This is a genomic window from Xanthobacter sp. NM-59, assembly GCF_021401125.1.
GTDB lineage: Bacteria > Pseudomonadota > Alphaproteobacteria > Rhizobiales > Xanthobacteraceae > Xanthobacter.
Map to the genome: position 1 here is coordinate 273,578 of NZ_JACBFQ010000001.1, position 18,417 is coordinate 291,994.

At 67.1% G+C, this 18,417-nt stretch carries 18 protein-coding genes; 5 read left to right on the forward strand and 13 right to left on the reverse strand.

From position 1 onward, the window contains the following. Window positions 1-90: 90 nt before the first annotated feature. The 6 genes from L0966_RS01330 to L0966_RS01355 all read right to left on the reverse strand — a co-directional run bounded on the left by L0966_RS01330 (window position 91) and on the right by L0966_RS01355 (window position 6,045). Window positions 91-1,089, reverse strand: coding sequence for a beta-ribofuranosylaminobenzene 5'-phosphate synthase family protein (locus tag L0966_RS01330; RefSeq protein ID WP_234050045.1), 999 nt, complete (start codon window positions 1,087-1,089; stop codon window positions 91-93). Continuing rightward, entirely contained in the window at window positions 1,086-1,520 is a 435-nt protein-coding gene (locus L0966_RS01335) for an HIT family protein (protein WP_234050046.1), read from the reverse strand. The genes L0966_RS01330 and L0966_RS01335 overlap by 4 nt, the downstream gene beginning before the upstream one ends. A 137-nt stretch (window positions 1,521-1,657) precedes the next feature. Further along, complete coding sequence (gene pstB, locus L0966_RS01340) at window positions 1,658-2,479, reverse strand: phosphate ABC transporter ATP-binding protein PstB (protein WP_255683915.1); 822 nt, start codon at window positions 2,477-2,479, stop codon at window positions 1,658-1,660. A 163-nt stretch (window positions 2,480-2,642) separates the two neighbouring features. Further along, window positions 2,643-3,473 (reverse strand): transglutaminase family protein, encoded by an 831-nt coding sequence (locus tag L0966_RS01345; RefSeq protein ID WP_234050048.1) that lies wholly within the window; start codon window positions 3,471-3,473, stop codon window positions 2,643-2,645. A gap of 83 nt (window positions 3,474-3,556) precedes the next feature. Next, window positions 3,557-4,507, reverse strand: a complete 951-nt coding sequence (locus L0966_RS01350; protein WP_234050049.1) for an alpha-E domain-containing protein — start codon at window positions 4,505-4,507, stop codon at window positions 3,557-3,559. Window positions 4,508-4,629: 122 nt separating this feature from the next. Beyond that, complete coding sequence (locus L0966_RS01355) at window positions 4,630-6,045, reverse strand: circularly permuted type 2 ATP-grasp protein (protein WP_234050050.1); 1,416 nt, start codon at window positions 6,043-6,045, stop codon at window positions 4,630-4,632. Between the two features lie 170 nt (window positions 6,046-6,215). On the opposite strand from L0966_RS01355, the gene L0966_RS01360 reads away from it, so the two are divergent. Continuing rightward, window positions 6,216-6,968, forward strand: a complete 753-nt coding sequence (locus L0966_RS01360) for a molybdopterin-binding protein (RefSeq protein WP_234050051.1) — start codon at window positions 6,216-6,218, stop codon at window positions 6,966-6,968. 164 nt (window positions 6,969-7,132) lie between these two features. Beyond that, on the forward strand, window positions 7,133-7,567 hold the full coding sequence (locus L0966_RS01365; protein WP_234050052.1) for a cytochrome c: 435 nt from the start codon (window positions 7,133-7,135) through the stop codon (window positions 7,565-7,567). Window positions 7,568-7,745: 178 nt separating this feature from the next. On the opposite strand, the gene L0966_RS01370 is transcribed toward L0966_RS01365, so the two are convergent. Further along, a complete protein-coding gene (locus L0966_RS01370) occupies window positions 7,746-8,474 on the reverse strand; it encodes a cytochrome b/b6 domain-containing protein (protein ID WP_234050053.1) in 729 nt (242 codons plus the stop codon). Window positions 8,475-8,723: 249 nt separating this feature from the next. Here L0966_RS01370 and L0966_RS01375 point away from each other — a divergent pair, with 249 nt between their 5' ends. From L0966_RS01375 to L0966_RS01385, 3 genes are all read left to right on the forward strand, one after another. Then, window positions 8,724-9,110, forward strand: a complete 387-nt coding sequence (locus tag L0966_RS01375; protein ID WP_234050054.1) for a hypothetical protein — start codon at window positions 8,724-8,726, stop codon at window positions 9,108-9,110. Window positions 9,111-9,343: 233 nt separating this feature from the next. Next, complete coding sequence (locus tag L0966_RS01380; RefSeq protein WP_234050055.1) at window positions 9,344-9,514, forward strand: hypothetical protein; 171 nt, start codon at window positions 9,344-9,346, stop codon at window positions 9,512-9,514. A gap of 29 nt (window positions 9,515-9,543) precedes the next feature. Continuing rightward, window positions 9,544-10,449, forward strand: a complete 906-nt coding sequence (locus tag L0966_RS01385; RefSeq protein WP_234050056.1) for a group III truncated hemoglobin — start codon at window positions 9,544-9,546, stop codon at window positions 10,447-10,449. A gap of 672 nt (window positions 10,450-11,121) precedes the next feature. Here L0966_RS01385 and L0966_RS01390 read toward each other — a convergent pair. The 6 genes from L0966_RS01390 to L0966_RS01415 all read right to left on the reverse strand — a co-directional run bounded on the left by L0966_RS01390 (window position 11,122) and on the right by L0966_RS01415 (window position 18,277). After that, entirely contained in the window at window positions 11,122-11,871 is a 750-nt protein-coding gene (locus L0966_RS01390; RefSeq protein ID WP_370640630.1) for a tetratricopeptide repeat protein, read from the reverse strand. 626 nt (window positions 11,872-12,497) lie between these two features. After that, complete coding sequence (locus L0966_RS01395; RefSeq protein WP_234050058.1) at window positions 12,498-14,108, reverse strand: AAA family ATPase; 1,611 nt, start codon at window positions 14,106-14,108, stop codon at window positions 12,498-12,500. A 167-nt stretch (window positions 14,109-14,275) separates the two neighbouring features. After that, window positions 14,276-14,749 (reverse strand): hypothetical protein, encoded by a 474-nt coding sequence (locus tag L0966_RS01400; protein WP_234050059.1) that lies wholly within the window; start codon window positions 14,747-14,749, stop codon window positions 14,276-14,278. 7 nt (window positions 14,750-14,756) lie between these two features. Next, window positions 14,757-15,641 carry a hypothetical protein gene (locus tag L0966_RS01405; RefSeq protein ID WP_234050060.1) on the reverse strand — a complete coding sequence of 295 codons (885 nt, stop codon included), beginning with the start codon at window positions 15,639-15,641 and terminating at the stop codon, window positions 14,757-14,759. 224 nt (window positions 15,642-15,865) lie between these two features. Further along, window positions 15,866-16,993, reverse strand: a complete 1,128-nt coding sequence (locus tag L0966_RS01410) for an NAD(P)-dependent alcohol dehydrogenase (RefSeq protein WP_234050061.1) — start codon at window positions 16,991-16,993, stop codon at window positions 15,866-15,868. A gap of 138 nt (window positions 16,994-17,131) precedes the next feature. Then, the gene (locus L0966_RS01415) at window positions 17,132-18,277 is read right to left on the reverse strand and encodes a lysine-2,3-aminomutase-like protein (protein ID WP_234050062.1); all 1,146 of its coding nucleotides are present in this window, start codon (window positions 18,275-18,277) and stop codon (window positions 17,132-17,134) included. Window positions 18,278-18,417 lie beyond the last annotated feature (140 nt).

The window sequence follows — 18,417 nt, forward strand, 5'->3', positions numbered from 1 at the left end:
CCCGCTTGTTCGGCACAGCCGTAGCCTGGGGCGGTTTCGACCTGGTCCAAGACCCGGCTTTGCGCCCGGTCGCGAAGTTGGTGGCGGCGGTCAGGCGAGGCTTGCCCCGAGCGCCCGGATTTCGGCGCCGCTATTGTTTCCCGCCACGCAATCAAACGTGAGATTTTTGGACGATGCAAAGCGCTGGCGCAAGGCCTGCAGCAGATCTTCCGCCTGTGCTGCATTGCCCACAATGGCGAAACCCGTGGGCCCCCACGAGCTCTGGCCCACGCCGGGGACGCCCTGTGCTTCAACGAAACCAATGGCTTGGGCTACATCTTGGCTGCAGAAGCGGCCGCCGCCCTGGGCCGCCGCATAATGGTCGCCCAAGGCCCGCTGCCATTCGCCGATGACGGCACCGAAGGCCATGGCATCGCCCTCCGCCAGCGCCGGCAGTGCTTTCAGCACGATGAGGTGGCACAGATGCGCCGCCAGGGTTTCGGGAAAGGGCGGCAGCTCGGCCATCGCGCGGGTTTCGGCGTCGCCGCTCAGCCCCTCCCGGCTCGAATCGAATGCCAGGAGAATGCGCCAGTCCTCTGGGAAGGGCAGGCGGGAGAGCAAAGGGGGAGGCGCGGAACCGATCCCGGCGGCGCCGACGGGCTTGCCACCGTCGAGAATGACGCCGCCCTGGGTAAAGGCTTCCATGCCGATGGCGGACCGCAGCCCGCGCCCGAGCAGCGTGGCCGCCTGCCGTGCATCCAAATCGTGCCCGCCCAGACGCGCGACCGCGATACCGATCGCGATGGCGAGCTGTGTTCCCGAACCAAGCCCGCCATGGGGCGGAAGGGCGGAATCGACGCTGACGGCAAAGGCCCCCTCGATGCCGAGAGCGGCCCGCACCCTGTCCCGCACCTGTGCCGCGCGGACGGCATCGGGGCCGGTGGCGCTATCGGCATCGGCGCGGGCCACCGTCACCGCCGTCACCGGCCGGTCGAGGGTGATGCCCAGGCTGCCGAAGCGGCGGCCGAGTGCGCCGCCAAGGTCCAGAAAGCCGAGATGAAGCCGCGCGGGAGCCCTGATGCTCAGCGCGGACGCGCGCGCGCCGCTCACTGGCCGAGGGCGGCGCGCAGCAGCGCGGCGTGCTCGGCCAGCACCTCGGGCCTCTCCATTTCGCTCGCCGGCGGCTTCATGGGCACGCCAAGGTGGCGGGGAATGACGTGGACATGGAGGTGGAACACCACCTGGCCGCCCGCTTCCTCGTTGAACTGCTGGACGGTAACGCCATCCGCCTTGAAGGCCTGCTTACCGGCGATGGCGATCTTCTTCGCGATCTTCGCCACATGGGCGAGATCTTCGGGATCGATGTCCAGGATGTTGCGCGCCGGAGTCTTGGGAATCACCAGCGTATGTCCGGGGCAGCGCGGCATGATATCGAGAAACGCGAACGCCCGATCATCCTCATAGACCTTCTGCGCCGGCAGTTCGCCGCGAAGAATCTTGGCGAAGATGTTGTCGGGGTCATACGCCGGCGCGTGGGACATTGTGGGCTTCCTCCTGTTTGAGCCAAGGACATTGCAGGGGTGGGCCAATGGGTCAAGGGGGCAGGGGTGGATCACGGCCGCGCTTACGCGGGCGCCCTTGCGGCAGCCGCCATGGCCTCGCGGATGCGGGACAATCCTCAGCCGAAGCGGCCGGTGATGTAGTTGTGCGTGCGCTTGTCCTTCGGCCGGGTGAACATGTGGTCCGTGGAGGAGAATTCCACCATTTCGCCGAGATACATGAAGCCCGTGAAGTCGGAGATGCGCGCCGCCTGCTGCAGATTGTGGGTGACGATGATGAGCGTGTAGCGGGCGCGCAGCTCCAGCATCGTCTCCTCGATCTTGGCGGTGCTGATGGGGTCGAGCGCAGAGCAGGGCTCGTCCAAAAGGATCACCTCGGGCCGGACGGCGATGGTGCGGGCAATGCACAGGCGCTGCTGCTGCCCGCCGGAGAGGCTGAGGCCGCTGGCCTTGAGCTGGTCCTTCACCTCGTCCCACAAGGCGGCGTGGCGCAGCGCGTCCTCCACCCGTGCCGCAACCTCATCCTCGGGCGGCGCCTCATTGATGCGGATGCCCATGGCCACGTTGTCGAAAATGGACATGGGGAAGGGCGTCGGCCGCTGGAACACCATGCCGACGCGGGCGCGCAGGGCGGCGGCATCCACTTCCGGCGCCAGGATGCTGCGACCATCCATCAGCACCTCGCCTTCCACCCGCTGGTCCGAATAAAGCTCGAACATGCGGTTGAAGACGCGCAGCAGCGTGGACTTGCCGCAGCCCGAGGGGCCGATCAGCGCAGTGATGCGGTTGGCGTACAATCGAACCGAAACGTCATGCAGGGCGCGCCGCTCGCCATAATAATAGTCGAGGTGGCGGACCTCGATCTTCACCGGCGGGGTGCCGGGCGGGGCGGATTGGGCGCTGGTGTCGGTGGCCTGCGCCGCGGGGGTGGGCGCGTGCATGCTGGCGCTGTGGGCGTTCGCCTCGACCTCGGTTGAAACGTGCTTGGACACGGCGTGCGCCCTCCGTGTGGTCTTGAAAGATCACATCATGGAGGTCGTTCACCGTGTCTTTATGACAGAGGCCGCACATGGCGGCACTTTGTTCCGTCCCGCCGCGCGATTTTCAGTTCTGACCCTGGCTTTGGGCCTGGGCCATGCGGGGCGGCGTGCGCCCATCCTCCGCGCAGACGCTCTCGCGGCATTCAAAGCCCGTGCTGCGCATGGGGGCGACGCCGAACGCGTCGAGGCCCACCGCCAGCCGCACGTAGTTCTCGGTGGCGCAGACATTGCGGCCGGGATCAAACGCGATCCAGCCGATCTTCGGCACATAGGCCTCCGCCCAGTGGCGGGCCGCGCCTTCGTCGTCCAGGGCCAGATAGCCGGAAATGTGGCGCGCCGGAATGCCCAGATGGCGCGCCGCACCGATGAACACATGAGCAATGCCGCCAGCGCAGGCGGACTTCGCCTCCAGCACCGCCTCGGCCGAGAGGGGCATGGTGGAGCCGGTGGGATCGACCTCCGTCAGGGTCTCGTGCGCGCGGACCATGAGGGCGTGCAGCCGGGTCAGCGGATCCTCGGGCACGCCCTTCACTGCGGCGTCGGCAAAGGCGATCAGGCTCGCGACAGGGTGGGTGAGGGTCGTCTCGCGCATATAGAGCGCCGGCGGAAAGGGCTCCACCGAGCCGCGCACGATGCCGGTGGTGTCGAACGTCTCCACCTCGCCTTCGGCCACCACGGTCACATGATCGGTGGGGCCTTCCACGCTGAAAGCGTGGCAGATGTTGCCGAAGGCATCTTCCTGCGGATGCAGCCGGCAATCGCTGTCGAGATCGAGGGTCCAGCGCTGGATGAACTGGCCCTCGTGCGAACGGGGAGTGAGGCGCACGGTGACCGACAGGTTGCGGCTGCCGGGCTCGAAACGCTGGGTGATCTCGTGGCGGATGCGGACACGCATGATCGGACCTTGAAAGTTGCCGGACCCAGAACACTTTTGCGGAATGGTGGGCGGAAGGCGCCCGCGGGCGCCCTCGTCATCCATCAGGTCAGGTACTGCTCCTTGATCTCCGCGCCCAGCTTGTTGTTGTCGGAGATGAAGCCCGAGATGAACTCGTGCAAGCCGGTCTGGAAGATGTCCTCGATGTTGCGGTTGGTGAGCCGCGCCAGCATGGAACGCGCCAGGCGCTGGGAAGGTCCCTGGCGGCCATAGGCGGAGGCGATGTCGTCGAGGTTGCGCGCCAGGTTGTCGTAGCAGGCGGCGAGCGAACGCGGCATCTGCCGGTTCAGGATCAGAAGATCCGCGACCAGCCAGGGCTTCACGCTGTCGCGATACACCCAGTGGAACGCCGTGAGCGCCGAGACCGAACGCAGGATGGAGGCCCACTGGAAGTAATCGAGCGGCCCGCCCACATGCTCCTTCTCCGGCAGCAGCACGTGGTACTTCACGTCGAGAATGCGGGCCGTGTTGTCCGAGCGCTCCAGCTGGGCGCCGCAGCGGGAGAACCAATAGGCGTCGTTGCGCAGCATGGTGCGGAAGGTCGCGCCATCGAACCGCAGCGAGGTCTCCTTCACGAAGGCCAGGAAGCGGGAGAGCTCGTCGCGGGTGAGCGCGCGGTTGGGGAAGTTGCGCAGCTCGATCCAGGCGGTGTTGATCACCTCCCACATTTCCGAGGTGAGCGCCGTGCGCACGGAGCGCGCATTGGTGCGGGCCACCTCGAAGCAATTGCGGATGGAGGAGGGGTTTTCCGCCTCGAAGGCCAGGAAGGAGACCACCTGCTCTTCCTTGGCCTCCTCAAGCGGCCCGTAGCGTTCGGTGAACAGGTCGGCGACCCCGGCGGTCAGCACCGCCGAACCCCATTCATTGGTGGACCCGCCATAGGTGACGGGGGTGTAGGCGAGCCGCTGCGACACATCGAGGATGCGCGCCAGGCAGTCTGCGCGTTCAACGTATCGGCTGAGCCAGTAGAGATTGTCAGCGGTGCGGGAGAGCATGGAGAACCCATCCGGAGGAGGAGGAAGCGGGCAGGCGTCGTGGCGTGGCACCTGCCGGCGATGTGTTCAAGGGTCACGGCCGGGGCCGGGCCGCGACCGCGGTCATGCGTTGGGCGGCAGGCTCATGCGTCGAGCACCCAGGTGTCCTTGGTGCCGCCGCCCTGGCTGGAATTCACCACCAGCGAACCCTCCTTCATGGCCACGCGGGTGAGCCCGCCCGGCACGATGCGCACCTTGTCGGAGCCGGAAAGAATAAAGGGCCGCAGGTCCACATGGCGGGGCGCGATGCCCTTTTCCACCAGCGTGGGGCAGGTGGAGAGCGCCAGAGTCGGCTGGGCGATGAAGTTGGCCGGATCGGCGATGAGCTTCTCGCGGAACTTCTCGATCTGCGCCTTGTCCGCGGTGGGGCCCACCAGCATGCCGTAGCCGCCGGAGCCGTGCACTTCCTTCACCACCAGCTCGGGCAGGTGCTCCAGCACATATTTCAGGTGGTCGGCCTCGCGGCAGCGCCAGGTGGGCACGTTCGGCAGCAGCGGCTCCTCGCCCAGATAGAAGCGGATGATGTCCGGCATGTAGGAATAGACCGCCTTGTCGTCGGCGACGCCGGTGCCCACCGCATTGGTGAGGGTCACGTTGCCGGCCTGGTAGGCGCTCATCAGGCCGGGCACGCCCAGCACGCTGTCGGGGCGGAAGGCGAGAGGGTCGAGGAAGTCGTCATCGAGGCGGCGATAGATCACGTCCACCCGCTTCGGCCCCTCGGTGGTGCGCATGAAGACGATGCCGTCCTTCACGAACAGGTCGCGCCCTTCCACCAGGTCCACGCCCAGCTTGTCGGCCAGGAAGGAGTGCTCGTAATAGGCCGAATTGTAGATGCCGGGGGTGAGGATCACCACGTTCGGCTCATGCCCGCTCTGGGGCGAGAGCGAGCGCAGGGTGGCCAGGAGGTCGTCGGCGTAATTCTCCACCGGCGCGACCTTGTGCATGGAGAATAGCTCGGGGAACAGCCGCAGCATGATCTCCCGGTTCTCCAGCATGTAGGAGACGCCGGACGGCGTGCGCGCATTGTCTTCCAGCACGTAGAAGGTGTCGGGGTCGGTGCGGACGATGTCGATGCCGGCGATGTGCACATAAAGGTCGTGCGGCACCCGCTGGCCGTTCATCTCGGGGCGGAAGGCCGGATTCTTGTACACCAGATCCTCGGGCACGATGCCCGCCTTCAGGATCTCCCGCTTCGAATAAACGTCGCGGATGTACATGTTGAGCGCCTTGACGCGCTGTTCCAGGCCGGTGGACAGGCGCCCCCACTCATCCTTGGTGAGGATGCGGGGCACGATATCGAAGGGAATCAGGCGCTCCTGGGCGTTCTGCTCCCCATAGACGGCAAAGGTGATTCCTATCCGCCTAAAGATGTATTCCGCTTCCTTGCGGCGGTGGTTGAGCACGTCTTGAGGAACGCCGCCGAGCCACTGCTTCAGTGTTTCGTAGGCCGGTCTCACATGCCCATCCGTGCTGGACATTTCGTCGAACGCTTGCCGCATTGGGACTGTCACTCCACGTCCGCAGATCTCAGATTCAGAACACTACAAACATCGTGCCAAAGAAGTGATAAAGGGAAAAGGCTTCCCTGCAGCGACGCTCTCGTTTTACGAGTGTTCGCAAAATGGGCAAACGGAAGCATGTTGCCGCTGAAAAAGGCAGGTGATGCGTCATGAGCGAGGCAGACGGCGCGCAAATGGTCACCGCGGGGCTGGTCGTCATTGGCGACGAGGTTCTCTCGGGGCGCACCAAGGACAAAAATATCGGCCACATCGCCGAGCGGCTGACGGAGGTGGGCATCGACCTTCGCGAGGTCCGCATCGTGCCGGATGTGGAAGAGGACATCGTTGCCGCGGTCAACGCGCTGCGTCATCGCTTCACCTATGTCTTCACAACCGGAGGCATCGGCCCCACCCACGATGACATTACCGCTGATTCGATCGCAAAGGCATTCGGCGTCAGCATAGACGTGGACCCGCGCGCCCGGGCCATGTTGCTCGAATATATCGCGGAGAAGGATCTGAACGAGGCGCGCCTGCGCATGGCCCGGATTCCCGCCGGTGCGTCTTTGGTGGTGAACGCGGTTTCCAAGGCGCCCGGGTTCCGGATCGGCAACGTGATCGTCATGGCCGGCGTGCCGCGCATCATGCAGGCCATGCTGGAGGCGGTGCTGCCCGATCTGGACAAGGGCCGGCCCATGCTCTCCCAGACCGTCCTGGCGGACGCGAAGGAGGGCGATATTGCCGCGCCGCTGGCGGATATCGCGCGACGTCATCCAGATACCATCATCGGCTCCTATCCATTCCGCGATGAGGACGGGCGCTTCAAGACTCATCTTGTGGTCCGTGCGCGCGAAGCTGCGCTGGTCGACGCCGTTGCGGACGAGGTGCGGGCCATGGTGGCGGCCGCGGTGGAAAGCCGCTGAACCCCTGGGCTTGCTTCGCCGGTATCGCAAGGGAAGCTGCGCCGAAAGTCGAGAGCGGCAATTGGCCGCCGCTCTCCTCGCGCAAGCGTGAGCGTTGGGCGGTATCGTCTGGTTGGAATATTTGTAGGGTGTGGCCTCTTCCGAATCCGCATTTGGAGCAGAAGATGCGTCTTTTCGTGACCGCCGCCATTGTCGGTGGCCTTGTTGCAGCCACCGCCGCCTACGCCCAGGGCAATGTCATCCAGCAGCGCCGCGCGGCGATGAAGGCGATCGGCGAGCAGACCGATATCGGCGCCTCGATCCTGAAGGGTAAGGTGCCGTTCAGCACCGACAAGGCCCAGCTGATCTTCCAGACCTACAAGGACAAGATGGTCGGCTTCGAGAAGCTGTTCCCGCCTGGCTCCGATGCCGGCGAGACCAAGGCCACCGCCGCCGTGTGGAGCGATCGCGCGGGCTTCGATGCCGCCATCACCAAGTTCAATCAGGCCGTGGCCGAGAATGCGGCCAAGGGCGTGGTGGACGAGGCGGGCTTCAAGACCGCTTTCGCCGCCGTGGCCGAGAACTGCCGTTCCTGCCATCAGACCTACAAGTCTCGCTGATCCGGGCTGCTGCGGTCGGTCGAGGCTCAGGCTGTCTCAGTTTTCACAGAAACGCTGAAACAGCCTGTCTATTCGTTCTGGGCGTTTCCTTCACGCGAGGCGGGTTCCCGCTTCGCTGCGAAACGCTCTGGGAAAAGGCCGGGCGCTCCTTATGGGGCGCCCGGTTTTGTTTTGTGGGTCAGCCACCCAGCTGGGTCACGGCGAACACGCCGGCGGCGGCCAGGGCCAGCAGCACGAGGGCGAGCGGCACCGGCGCCAAGCGCGGCGCGGCAATGGCGGCCGGCAGGCGCTTCCAGCCGGTGACCATGGGGCGCACCAGATCCTGCCGCAGCAGCACCGCATAGGCGATGATCGCGAGCACATGCAGCGCCACCGCGATCATGATGAGATCGAACGACAGGCCATGCGCCACCGTAAGCTGGTCGCTCAGCTCGCCACTCACTAGGTCGGCGAGGGGGCCGCTGGTGAACAGTCCGTCATTGGCGAACAGGCCGGAAACGGTCTGGAACAGCAACAGGGCCAGCAGCGCGACCACCATATAGGCGCCGGCGGCATTGTGCCCCGTCTCCGGCTCGGGCTGGCGCTTCAGCACGTGGCGCAGGTGGTCGATGGCCGCCGCCGGGCTGCGCACGAAGGAGGCAAAGCGCGAGGTCTGGCTGCCGAACAGACCCCAGAGAATGCGGAAAAGCACAAGGGTGAGAATGGAGTAGCCGGCATAGAAGTGCCAGTCGATCCAGCCATTGCGTGCCGTGACGTAGGACGTGGCCACGAGCGCCACCAGTGTCCAATGGAACAGCCGCGTCGGCGCATCCCAAACCTTGATCCAGCGCCAGGCGCCGCCCATCGTCTTGCCACGCGCGCTGGCCGCGGGCGGGTTGGCGCCGTCGCGCAAAAGGGTGTCGGTCATCGCGTCCTCTCTTGCAAAGGGCGACCGGCCGGCATTCACACGCCGGCGGGCGCCTGCTGGCGCTTCTTCTAGCGGCCCGCCGTGAACGGTAGAAGCTCACCTTATGAAAACGTGATCGCGCGCGGCCACTTTCAGTGACATTGCCGGCGCGAAGATCGTAAGCTCATGGGGCAGATCCGAGGTTTTCAGTCGGATCGCTTTGTGACGCGTGTTTTGCCGCGCGGATTTTTTCGGAATTGAGAGATTGCCATGGCTGAGATTGTTGAGGGGGCCGCCCAGGGGCCTTCGGAAAATGCTGGCTCCGCACAGGAGCTTCCCGCCGAGCAGATCCAGGTGTCGCAAGAGGCCATCGCCCGCTGGGCCAGCCTTGATGAGGGCGTGCCGCTGAAAGTGCTGCTGACGCGCGAGGGCCTGGATCATCTGCTGTTGGGCCTGCGTAGCCTTGCTATCGGCCAGAGCGAGCTGGTGTCGGCCCTTACCGGCCATATCAATCAAGATACCCAGGCCAGTGCGCGGGCGCTGCTCATGGCCGACCAGCTCTGCGTGGCAGCCTATAGCCGGCTCAATGCGTTCATCTCGGTGCTGATGATGGCCGCGGCTCCGGTGGGCGAGAGCGCCGCGCCGCCGACGGTCTGAGGCGGCGTCGCGGGCCTCGGGAAGGGGCTGCGGGTCTCTGTTTCGCGCCATTTTGTCGCTGAGGTTGTGCCGGTTGTATCAGATTAATTTCTAGGCACGCGCGAAATTACAGCAATATCGCCGTCGCTGCCGCTTGCGTGGGGCGGCGGCCTCTCCTACCGTCCGTTATATAATTTTCATGCCGAGCGCTTTTTGTCGCCGCGGCGGGGCCGTTTCGGCCAGGAGGACGTTGCATGGCCTCGGATAAGAGCTCGACGCCCATTCCCGTGCGCTTTGTGCCCGGCACGGCGGTGCGCATTTCGGCGCCCTGGCAGAGGACCGGCAAGGACGTGGCGCGCTCCCGTGCCGGCCTGCGTCTCGTGGCCCGTGCGCCCGAGCCGACAAAGACCGAGACCAAGGACTGATCGCGGCTGTTGGAACAGGAGTGCGACCCATGACGACATCGTCCACCCCCACGTTGCAGACCTCGGCCGTGCCGCTGGGCGCCGGCCAGTCTCGTGGATCTTCCACCGGTGTTGGGCCCCATCTGCCCTCGGCGTCCGCCGGGAAAGCGGATTTTGGCGGCGTGTCGTTCGTTGCCGCACCTAAGGCGCCGGCGCGCCCTGGCATCTTCATTCTCACCCGCTCCATCGGCGACCTCGCCTATCCCGCTTATATCGGCGAGGCGGAGGACATGGCGCTGGCGGAGGAGGCGGTCCGAGCGGCATTGCCGGCGGAAACCGCTGTCACGGACGGTCTGTTCTACATGGAGCGTCCCAATGCGCGCCTGCGGGCCCATGCCCTTCATGACTTGGTGGGCAAGTATGATCCGCCATTGAACACCACGGGCCGCAAGGGCCCGGCCGCGCCTGAGCTGGCCGCCCTCATCGCCGATCGCGCGGACGTGTGGCCGAATGGGGCGCGGGAGCAGCTGGCCAGCGAAATTCACGTCACTGAGGCCGATCTCGACCGGCTGGTGCGGGAGTTCTATGCGGCGGCTGGGCAGGACCCGCAGCTGGGCCCCATTTTCGCCCGGGCCATTCCCGATTGGGAAGAGCACTATCGGATTGTCGAGAACTTCTGGTCCCGCGCATTGCTCGGTACCGGCCGCTATACGGGCAATCCGTTCTCCGCGCACATCTCGCTGCAGCTGAAGCCAGAGCATTTCACCCGCTGGGTGGCGCTGTTCACGCAGACTGCCCGCCGCGTGCTGGAACCGGCAGCTGCTGACCGGGCCATCGCCAAGGTGGAGCACATGAGCACCTGCTTCCAGGCTGGGCTGTTTCTGCCTCCGGTGAATGGCGGCGCGCATCCTCACGCCGCGCTTCCCGGGCTGCATGGCGCACCCCACCACGCCTGACGCAACGAAATCGGGGCCCGCGTGAGGGGGCGGCGAACCCGATGGCGGAAGGCGACGGGGACCTTGGGTTAACCGTCTGTCGTGGGGCAGGGTGGGCGCTGAAGAGAGGCCAGGGCATCGTGTTTTGCCGGCCGAGGCGGTGTGGTCGCCGGTGGAAAGGGCGCTACGCCCTTTCTCGACGCGCGCCGGATCCTGCCCGTTGTTGTCGAGCCGCGCGCTTTTTTCGGCGTGCTCCGGTGATGCGCCACATCGTCGTTTCGTGTCCGGTGGCGCGCAACGTCGCGAAGGATGTCCGTCGGCTAACGATGGGAAGAGCGTGGGCAAAGAGCGCAGAGGTCGGATGGGGGCATCTCTCGTGCCGCCACATTCCGGGCCCTCAGGTGGGGCGAGGGAGGCGTGGGGGGCGGCTGCGCTTCGTCTCCCGATTGGGCAGCTCCGTGGTGTCGTCGCGTGGTGCCATGGCGCGCCCACCGGACCGCGATCGAGACTCTGATCCCCGCGTCCGAAACCGCGCCAGCGCTGATCCGGGCGCCCCTTGTGTGATGGGCATATGGCTTCGCGTCGGGACAACGCGTCAGCTTGGCAGATGGCGTGTCTTCCCGCTTCCATGAAGAGGGAAGACACCGGATGGCGGGCGGCGTGCCGCGAGGGGACTGCCTGCGGAGCGCTGGTTCAGGGCGCCGGCGTGACGCCTTCTTCCGCCTTCATCACGCGGCGCTCGGCGGCGGCTTCCTCTTCCGGGCTAAGGGTGGCGCGCACGGCGTCAAAGAAGCGGTCCGCCAGGGGGCTTTTGCCGGATTTGGCGCGCAGCAGCCAAGCAAACGCGGCGATCCGGTCCCGCGGCACGCCCACGCCGAGATGGTGCGCGGCGCCCAGCAGCGCCTGTCCATCAGGGTCGCCGGCTTCGGCCGCCTTGCGCCACCACGTGGCGGCGTCGGATTCGTCGGTGCCGCCGGGTGCGGCGCTGACGGCATCCAGATGGGAGATGAGGCCCAGGCGGGTCATGGCGGAGGCAACGCCCTGCTCGGCCGCTGCCTTGGCCCAGCGCTTGGCCTCCTCCATATTGGCGGCCGTGCCGGTGCCCTCGAACAGCAGGAAGCTGAGCATGTCCTGCGCCGGGGCGTCGCCCGCCTCGGCGGCCTGGCGGTAAAGCTCGACCGCATGGGCGCTGTCGCGATTGCCACCCAGGCCCTTCAGGTAGAGCCGGGCGAGATTGCGCTGGCCCACCGGATCGCCAGCCTCAGCCGACAGTTCGAGCCACTCGCGCGCCAGCTCCATATTCTGGTCCACGCCCAACCCGTCGATGAAGCAGGCGCCGATATTGTTCTGAGCGCGGCCGTGGCCCTCGCGCGCCAGGGGCTCCCAGATGGCGAGGGCGCTGTCGTAATCTCCGCTTTGGGCAGCCGCGAGTGCCCGCCGCATCTGTTCCTCGGGTTCCGACCAGTCCTCGGACTGGGCTTCCGCAGGCACCTTGGCTTCCGCATCCGGCTCCGGGGCGATGGTGGGGCCGGTGGGTTCGGCGGACGCCGGGGCGGGTTCGATGGCCTCGGGGGCGGTGGCACTGTCGGACATCGGGCGATCCTCGGCGGTCTGGGTTTCCTCGGCGCCCTTGCCTTTCAGGCGGTCGAGCCAGCTCATGGGGTGTCTCCTGGGGCGCCGCCGAAGACGACGCGAATGGGGACGCTGGACGGAAAATTCGGCCCAAAGAAGGGTCGGGACACGCGCGCGCCACCCTGCACGCCGCAGGGGCGCCCCATCATCGCGGGATGGGTGGGAATGCGCGTCATGTCCTCCTCTCGCATTCGGACCTGCGCGGGAGACTCATCGCCTGCGGCGCTGGTTCCCGGCATGTGGACGATCAAGCGGCAATCCTGGCCCCGATGAGGGCCGGACCGCCGCCTTGAAGTGGGTCCTGAGAGTCGCAAATGGAGATTGCGCGAATCATCTCAAGTCACATTCGAGGTGATTGTCCCCGAGGTGAGTGAAATATTCGTTCCTTTGGCGCGGCTTGGTGGATTCTCCAGCCGTCATGGACGGCGGCCACGCGCTCAGCCGCTGCCGACACGGATCCAGTTCAGCTCGCCGATATCGTAGGCCTGCTGGCGCCGGGCAATTTCGCCATCGGCGTCGGAGGCATCCTTGTGCGCCGTCTTGCGGTGCTCCACCCTCTCGACGCGGATATCCAGCGGCGCTTCCAGCCAGATGCCATGAAACGGCACCTTGAGGGTGCGGGCCAGCGCCTCTTCATCGTTCCGCTCCTGAGCATGGGCGTGAACGGCGTCGATCATGGCGGACTGGCCGGTGGCAAGCACGCGGGCGGCGAGGGTGCGCAGGCGTGCATAGACCTGCTGCGTCACCTCCGGGCCGTAGGCGGCTTCGGGCAGAGGATCCGTCTCGGCCACGTTGAACAGGCGCTTGCGCTCGATATCGCTGCGCAGAACCACCGCGCCGGGCGGCCGGCCGATGAAGGGCGCCCAGCGCAGGGCGCGGGTGGTCTTGCCCGTGCCGGAAAGGCCGCCGATGGCGCTGAGGCTCGGCGCGCGCTCCCTCAAGCCGGCGGGAAAGTCAGCCGGCAACGGCGCGGTGTCCGGGGCGGATGGCGCGAGCCCGAGAAACTGTCGCGCGCTGAAAAAGAGGTGGCGAATGCGCGCCTCCGCGCGCTCCCGCACCGCACCGGAAAGATGGGCCCGCCCGGCGGCCTCGACCTTCGCGCGGATGGAGGCCCGCAGCGCCAGGAAGAAGGGTAGCGCGTCCAGCCCGTCGAGCGTGGCATCGTCCCGCTGGGCCCACAGATAACGGTTGAGCACGGTGTTGGCGGCGGTATGGAGGCCGCGCTGCCACAGATCCATGAGAAGGAAGGCGAGATCGTACAGTACATCGCAGATGGCGATGTCATCGCTGAACTCTATGGCGTCGAACAACACCGGAGCGCCGTCGATCAGCACGATGTTGGCGAGGTGCAGGTCCCCGTGGCAGCGGCGCACGAAGCCCGCCTGGGATCGCGCTCGCAGCAGCGGCGTGATGCGATCCAGCTCGGCTTCCGCCGCTGCCGCGAGCGCCTCAGCCTCCGCGGCGTCGAAAAGGTCCGCATGCTGGCGGAAAGCCTCGCGGTTGTCCGCCAGATAGGAGGCGAGCCGCGAGGGCACCTCATGACCGCAATGGACCTCCGCCCGCTCATGCGCACGGGCCACGGCCTGGGCGAGGGCGGTGAGCAGCGGCCGCTCCAGCGGCGCGCGGGCCGCGACCTGGTCCAGGGTGTCCGCCGGGTCGAAGCGGCTCATCTTCACCGCATACTCAACCGGCTTGCCGGAGCCGCCCAGGGCCAGGCCTTCCGGCGAGCGCGTGATCGGCACCACGCCGAGATAGATGCTCGGCGCGTTCGCGCGGCCGATGGCGACCTCCGCCGTGCAGGCGGCCTTGCGCTTGCCGAGGGTCGAAAAGTCCATGAACGGGAAGTACACCGCGCGCTTCACCTTGTAGGCGAAGGGCCCCGCCAGGAACACCACGGCGCCGTGCGTGTCGATGCGGCGTACGCTTTCGCCGGCGGCAAGGCCGTGGCTTGTCGGGCTGGCGAGGAAGGCGAAGATGGCGCCCTGATCCTCGACCACATGATCGGCGCCTTGAGGGCCGTTGCTGCCGTTGCGTGGAGACTGGTCCAAAGCCGCCTCCTGGCGGGTGGATGGCGGGAGATGAGCGGCGCCACCTGGCCGAGCCGGACGCGCGCAGATGGCTTTTTCGAGCGAAGCGGGAACCGGTCCGTGTGAAGGAGGAGCGTAACAACGATGGGACAGGCTGTTTCAACGTTTCCTTGAGAAACTGAAACAGCCTAGGTCGAGGCGTGCTGCTCCTGCGTCTTGGCGTGCAGCAGGGCCAGGGTCAGCGCCTGGCTGAACAAGGTCAGGGCCGGGCCGGCGACGTTGCCGCGCGCCAGCTGAACGAACCCGCCGGCGACCAACCCCAGGAAGGCGATGTTCAGGAGATCCAGGCTTCCACCGCTGGCTTCGGAGAGGGCGCCGTTGATGCGGCTCACGGCGACAGAGGTCTTGCCGATGGGATGGCGCGGGGAGGGCGGGACCAGCGAAAGCCCCGCTTTCTCCAGTGCGGGCCGGATCTCTTCGGCGGACGACAGGTGGTGGGTGAGGATCAGGCTGCCGCCGCGCACCTGAACATCCAAGCGTCCGTCTTGGGAAAGCCGGGCGGCACAGGCCTGGAGGTCGGCCTCTCCCCGCGGGTGTGCGGCGGCGAGCCGTGTGCGCCCCGGGATGTGGTGGGCGATACGCACCTCAATGGGCTGGGACATCCGAACCTCAGCCTTCGGCTTCCGGGGTCACGGGCGGGGTGGCGGGCGCCGGGGTCTCGGGGGTTGCGGCCGCTACCGCAGGCTTGGCTACAGGCTTTGCTACGGTCTTGGTGGCGGTCTTCGCGGTAGCTTTGGCTGTGCTTTTCGTGGGGCGCTGGGCCGCGGCGGACGGCTTCGCGGCGCTGGCGGTCACCGTGTCCGCCGTGCCACGCGTCGTCTTGGCTGAGCCTGTGCTCTTTGTCGCGCTCGTGCTCTTTGTGGCGCCCGCGCTCTTCGTCGCGCCCGCGCTCTTGGCCTTGGTCTTCGCTGTCACGGCTGCCGCCTTGGGCGCGGCCGTGACGGTGGCAGGGGCGGCGGCGCGAGTGCGCGATGCCTTCGCTGCGGGCTGATCCTCGCCGGCCGTGCGCCCGGTGCGCGAGGCTTTGGCGGGTGCGGCGGTTTCAGCGACGGCGGTGCGCTCGCTGGCGCGGGTGGCGGCACGGCGCGTGCTCCGCGCACGCCGGGTCGTGCTGCGCAGGACGGTTTCCGGGGCGCGGCCTGCCGGAGTGGCCGGCAGGGCTTCATCCGTCTCGCCTGCCGCGACGGGTTCGGAATGCTTGGTGAAGCTCTCGGCGCTCCGCAGGGCGGTGGTGGCTGCAGCACTGGCGGCCGCGGCGACCTTGCCGGCGGCGGTTTTCACGCCATCCACGGCATCGGCCACCAGATCCTTCACGTCCTCGCCAGTCTTGGAGGCGGCGGCGACGGTGGCATCATAGCCGGCCTTGCCGGCCTCGGCCGCGTTCTTGGCCGCGGGCCGTGCCGCGCGCAGCAGCCGGGGGCCGGCCGCCACCGCTCCGGCGCCGAGGGCCAGACCGACCAGAAAGCCGCCCCGCAGAAGGAAAAACGGAAGCATTCTATTCAACCCCAATGACCGCACCCGAGCCGCGCAAAAGGCGCTTCGCCCTTCACTCGCCGTTGGCACCGATGGAGTATCGCGAGGGAGGCCGGATCAGGTTGCATATTTGGAGAAACCCTAGAACGTTTCCCCACCGGAAGAAAACGGCGAAACACTCTAAAGTGATCATCGCCGCTTCTTTTCGGCGGTGGAGCCGGCATTCCGGCACCACCGCTTGCGCACTACGGCGTGATGGCGACCTTCAGCACGCCATCACGCTGGTGGCCGAAGAGGTCGTAGGCGGCCTCGATGTCGTCCAGCTTGAAGCGGTGGGTGACGAGGGCGCGGGCATCCACCCGGCCCGAGGCCACCACGTCGATCAGCCGGCGCATGCGCTCCTTGCCGCCGGGGCAGAGGGAATTGACGATGGTGGTGTCGCCCAGGCCCGCGAAATAGGCATCCAGCGGGATCTTCAGGTCGGTGGAATAGACGCCGAGGGACGAGAGCGTGCCGCCGGGCCGCAGCACGCGAAGGGCCGCCTCGAAGGTGGCCTGGCGGCCAAGCGCCTCGATGGCCACATCCACGCCGCGCCCGTCGGTGAGGCGCATGATCTCTTCCACCGGATCGACCTTGGAGAAGTCCACCACCATGTCGGCGCCCATGGCGCGGGCCACCTCGAGGCGCGCCGGCACCTGGTCCACCGCGATGATGCGCGTGGCGCCCATGAGCTTGGCGCCGGCGGTGGCGCACAGGCCGATGGGGCCTTGCGCGAACACCACCACGGTATCGCCGATCTTGATCTTGCCGTGCTCGGCGCCCGAGAAGCCGGTGGACATGATGTCCGGGCACATGAGCACCTGCTCGTCCGAGAGCAGGTCTGGCACCGGGGCGAGATTGGCCATGGCGTCGGGCACCAGCAGGTATTCGGCCTGGGCGCCGTCGATGGTGTTGCCGAAGCGCCAGCCGCCCATGGGCTTGAAACCGTGCTTCATGCGCGGGCCATCCTGGGAGCCGCAGCCGCACAGGCAGGCATTGGAGTAGCCCGAGGGGGTGATGGCGCCGGCAATGACGCGTTGGCCTTCCTCGAAGCCTTCGACGGCAGAGCCGAGCTTCTCGATAATGCCCACCGGCTCGTGGCCGATGGTGAGGCCCTTGGCCACCGGATACTCACCCTTGAGGATGTGGATGTCCGTGCCGCAGATCGTGGTGGTCGTGACGCGGATCAGCGCATCCAGCGGCCCCACGTCGGGGATGGGCTTGTCTTCGAGGACGATGCGATTCTTCTCGACGAAGATCGCCGCCTTCATCTTCGGCGTCTGCGGAGACGGACGCTTGGACGTGGCGGCCGGCTGCTCGAGGGTCTCCGACATGGCCTTCAGCTCCCTGTGGTTATGTGTCGAACAATATGGGGCGCGTGCAACGTTGCATTGACGCTGGTCAACCGCTTACCACCCCACCCCTTGCCCTGGCGGGACAACGCCCGTGGCGCGCGAGCGTTCCGGCACGTCTCAGCCTTCCGGTGGGTAGAGGTGCACGCCGCCGCAATTATCGGTCACGCGGAAGCGCTCGCCGTCGTCCGGGCCGGCGGTCAATTCGTCCAGATGGTCGGGCAGCAGAGGCACCTTCCCCGCCCCGCCGGGAATATCCAGCACATAAGTGGGCAGGGCGAGCCCGGAGAGCCGGCCCCGCAGCGCCCGCATCAGCGCCTGTCCCTCGCGGATGGTCAGGCGAAAATGGCCGGTGCCGGGGGCAAGGTCCGGATGGTGCAGGTAATAAGGCTTCACCCGGCATTCGACGAGGCCGCGAAACAGGGCCGCCAGCGTTTCGGCATCATCGTTGACCCCGCGCAGCAGCACTGTTTGTGAGACCAGCGGCAGCCCTGCATCCGCCATGCGGGCGAGCGCGGCGCGACACTCCAGCGTCAGCTCGCGCGGATGGTTGGCGTGAATGGCCACATAGGAGGTCATGCCGGGGGCCTGCAGCGCCGCCACGACGTCGGCGGTGACGCGCTCGGGCGCCGCGATGGGCACGCGCGTGTGGAAACGGGCGATTTTCACATGCGCAATGCCCGCCAGGCGCCGCACCACCTCGCCCATGCGCCGGGACGACAGCATGAAAGGGTCGCCGCCGGTGAGAATCACCTCCCAGATTTCCGGATGATCGGAAAGATAGGCGAAGGCGGTATCGAGAGCGGCGGGGGAAAGGGTGGTCTCGGCGCCGGGGCCGACCATCTCGCGGCGGAAGCAGAAGCGGCAATAAACGGCGCAGACACCCACGATCTTCAGCAATGCCCGGTCCGGATAGCGATGCACGATGCCGGGCACCGGCGAATGGGCGTGGTCGCCGATGGGATCGCCCCTCTCTTCCGGCCGCACCTCCAGCTCGCGCGCATCGGGGATGAACTGGCGGGCGATGGGGTCGGCGGCATCCCGCGGGTCGATCAGGCCGGCCAGCGGGGCCGTCACTGCCACCGCATAGCGCTCGGCCACCGCCTCCAGCCCGGCGCCCGCGCGCACCAGCCCTGCGGCCGCCAGCTCCTCGGGCGTGCGCAGCGTGGGCGCATGAAGCGGCCGCACGGCGGGATCGGCCGCGGCCTTAAGCTGGGATGACGGAGGCTGGGGCGAAGGGGCGTTTACCGAATGGGCCTGGGACATCTGCATCTCTCGATCGGTCCACGTGGGCTCGGGCCCGATGCGCGGAAACCGGCGGCGCGGACTGGCAAGTGCCCGGCTGCGGATGCATCTATATAGTCGCGCACAGGCGGGGGCCACCGGGTCGCCCGCCTCGGTGCAGA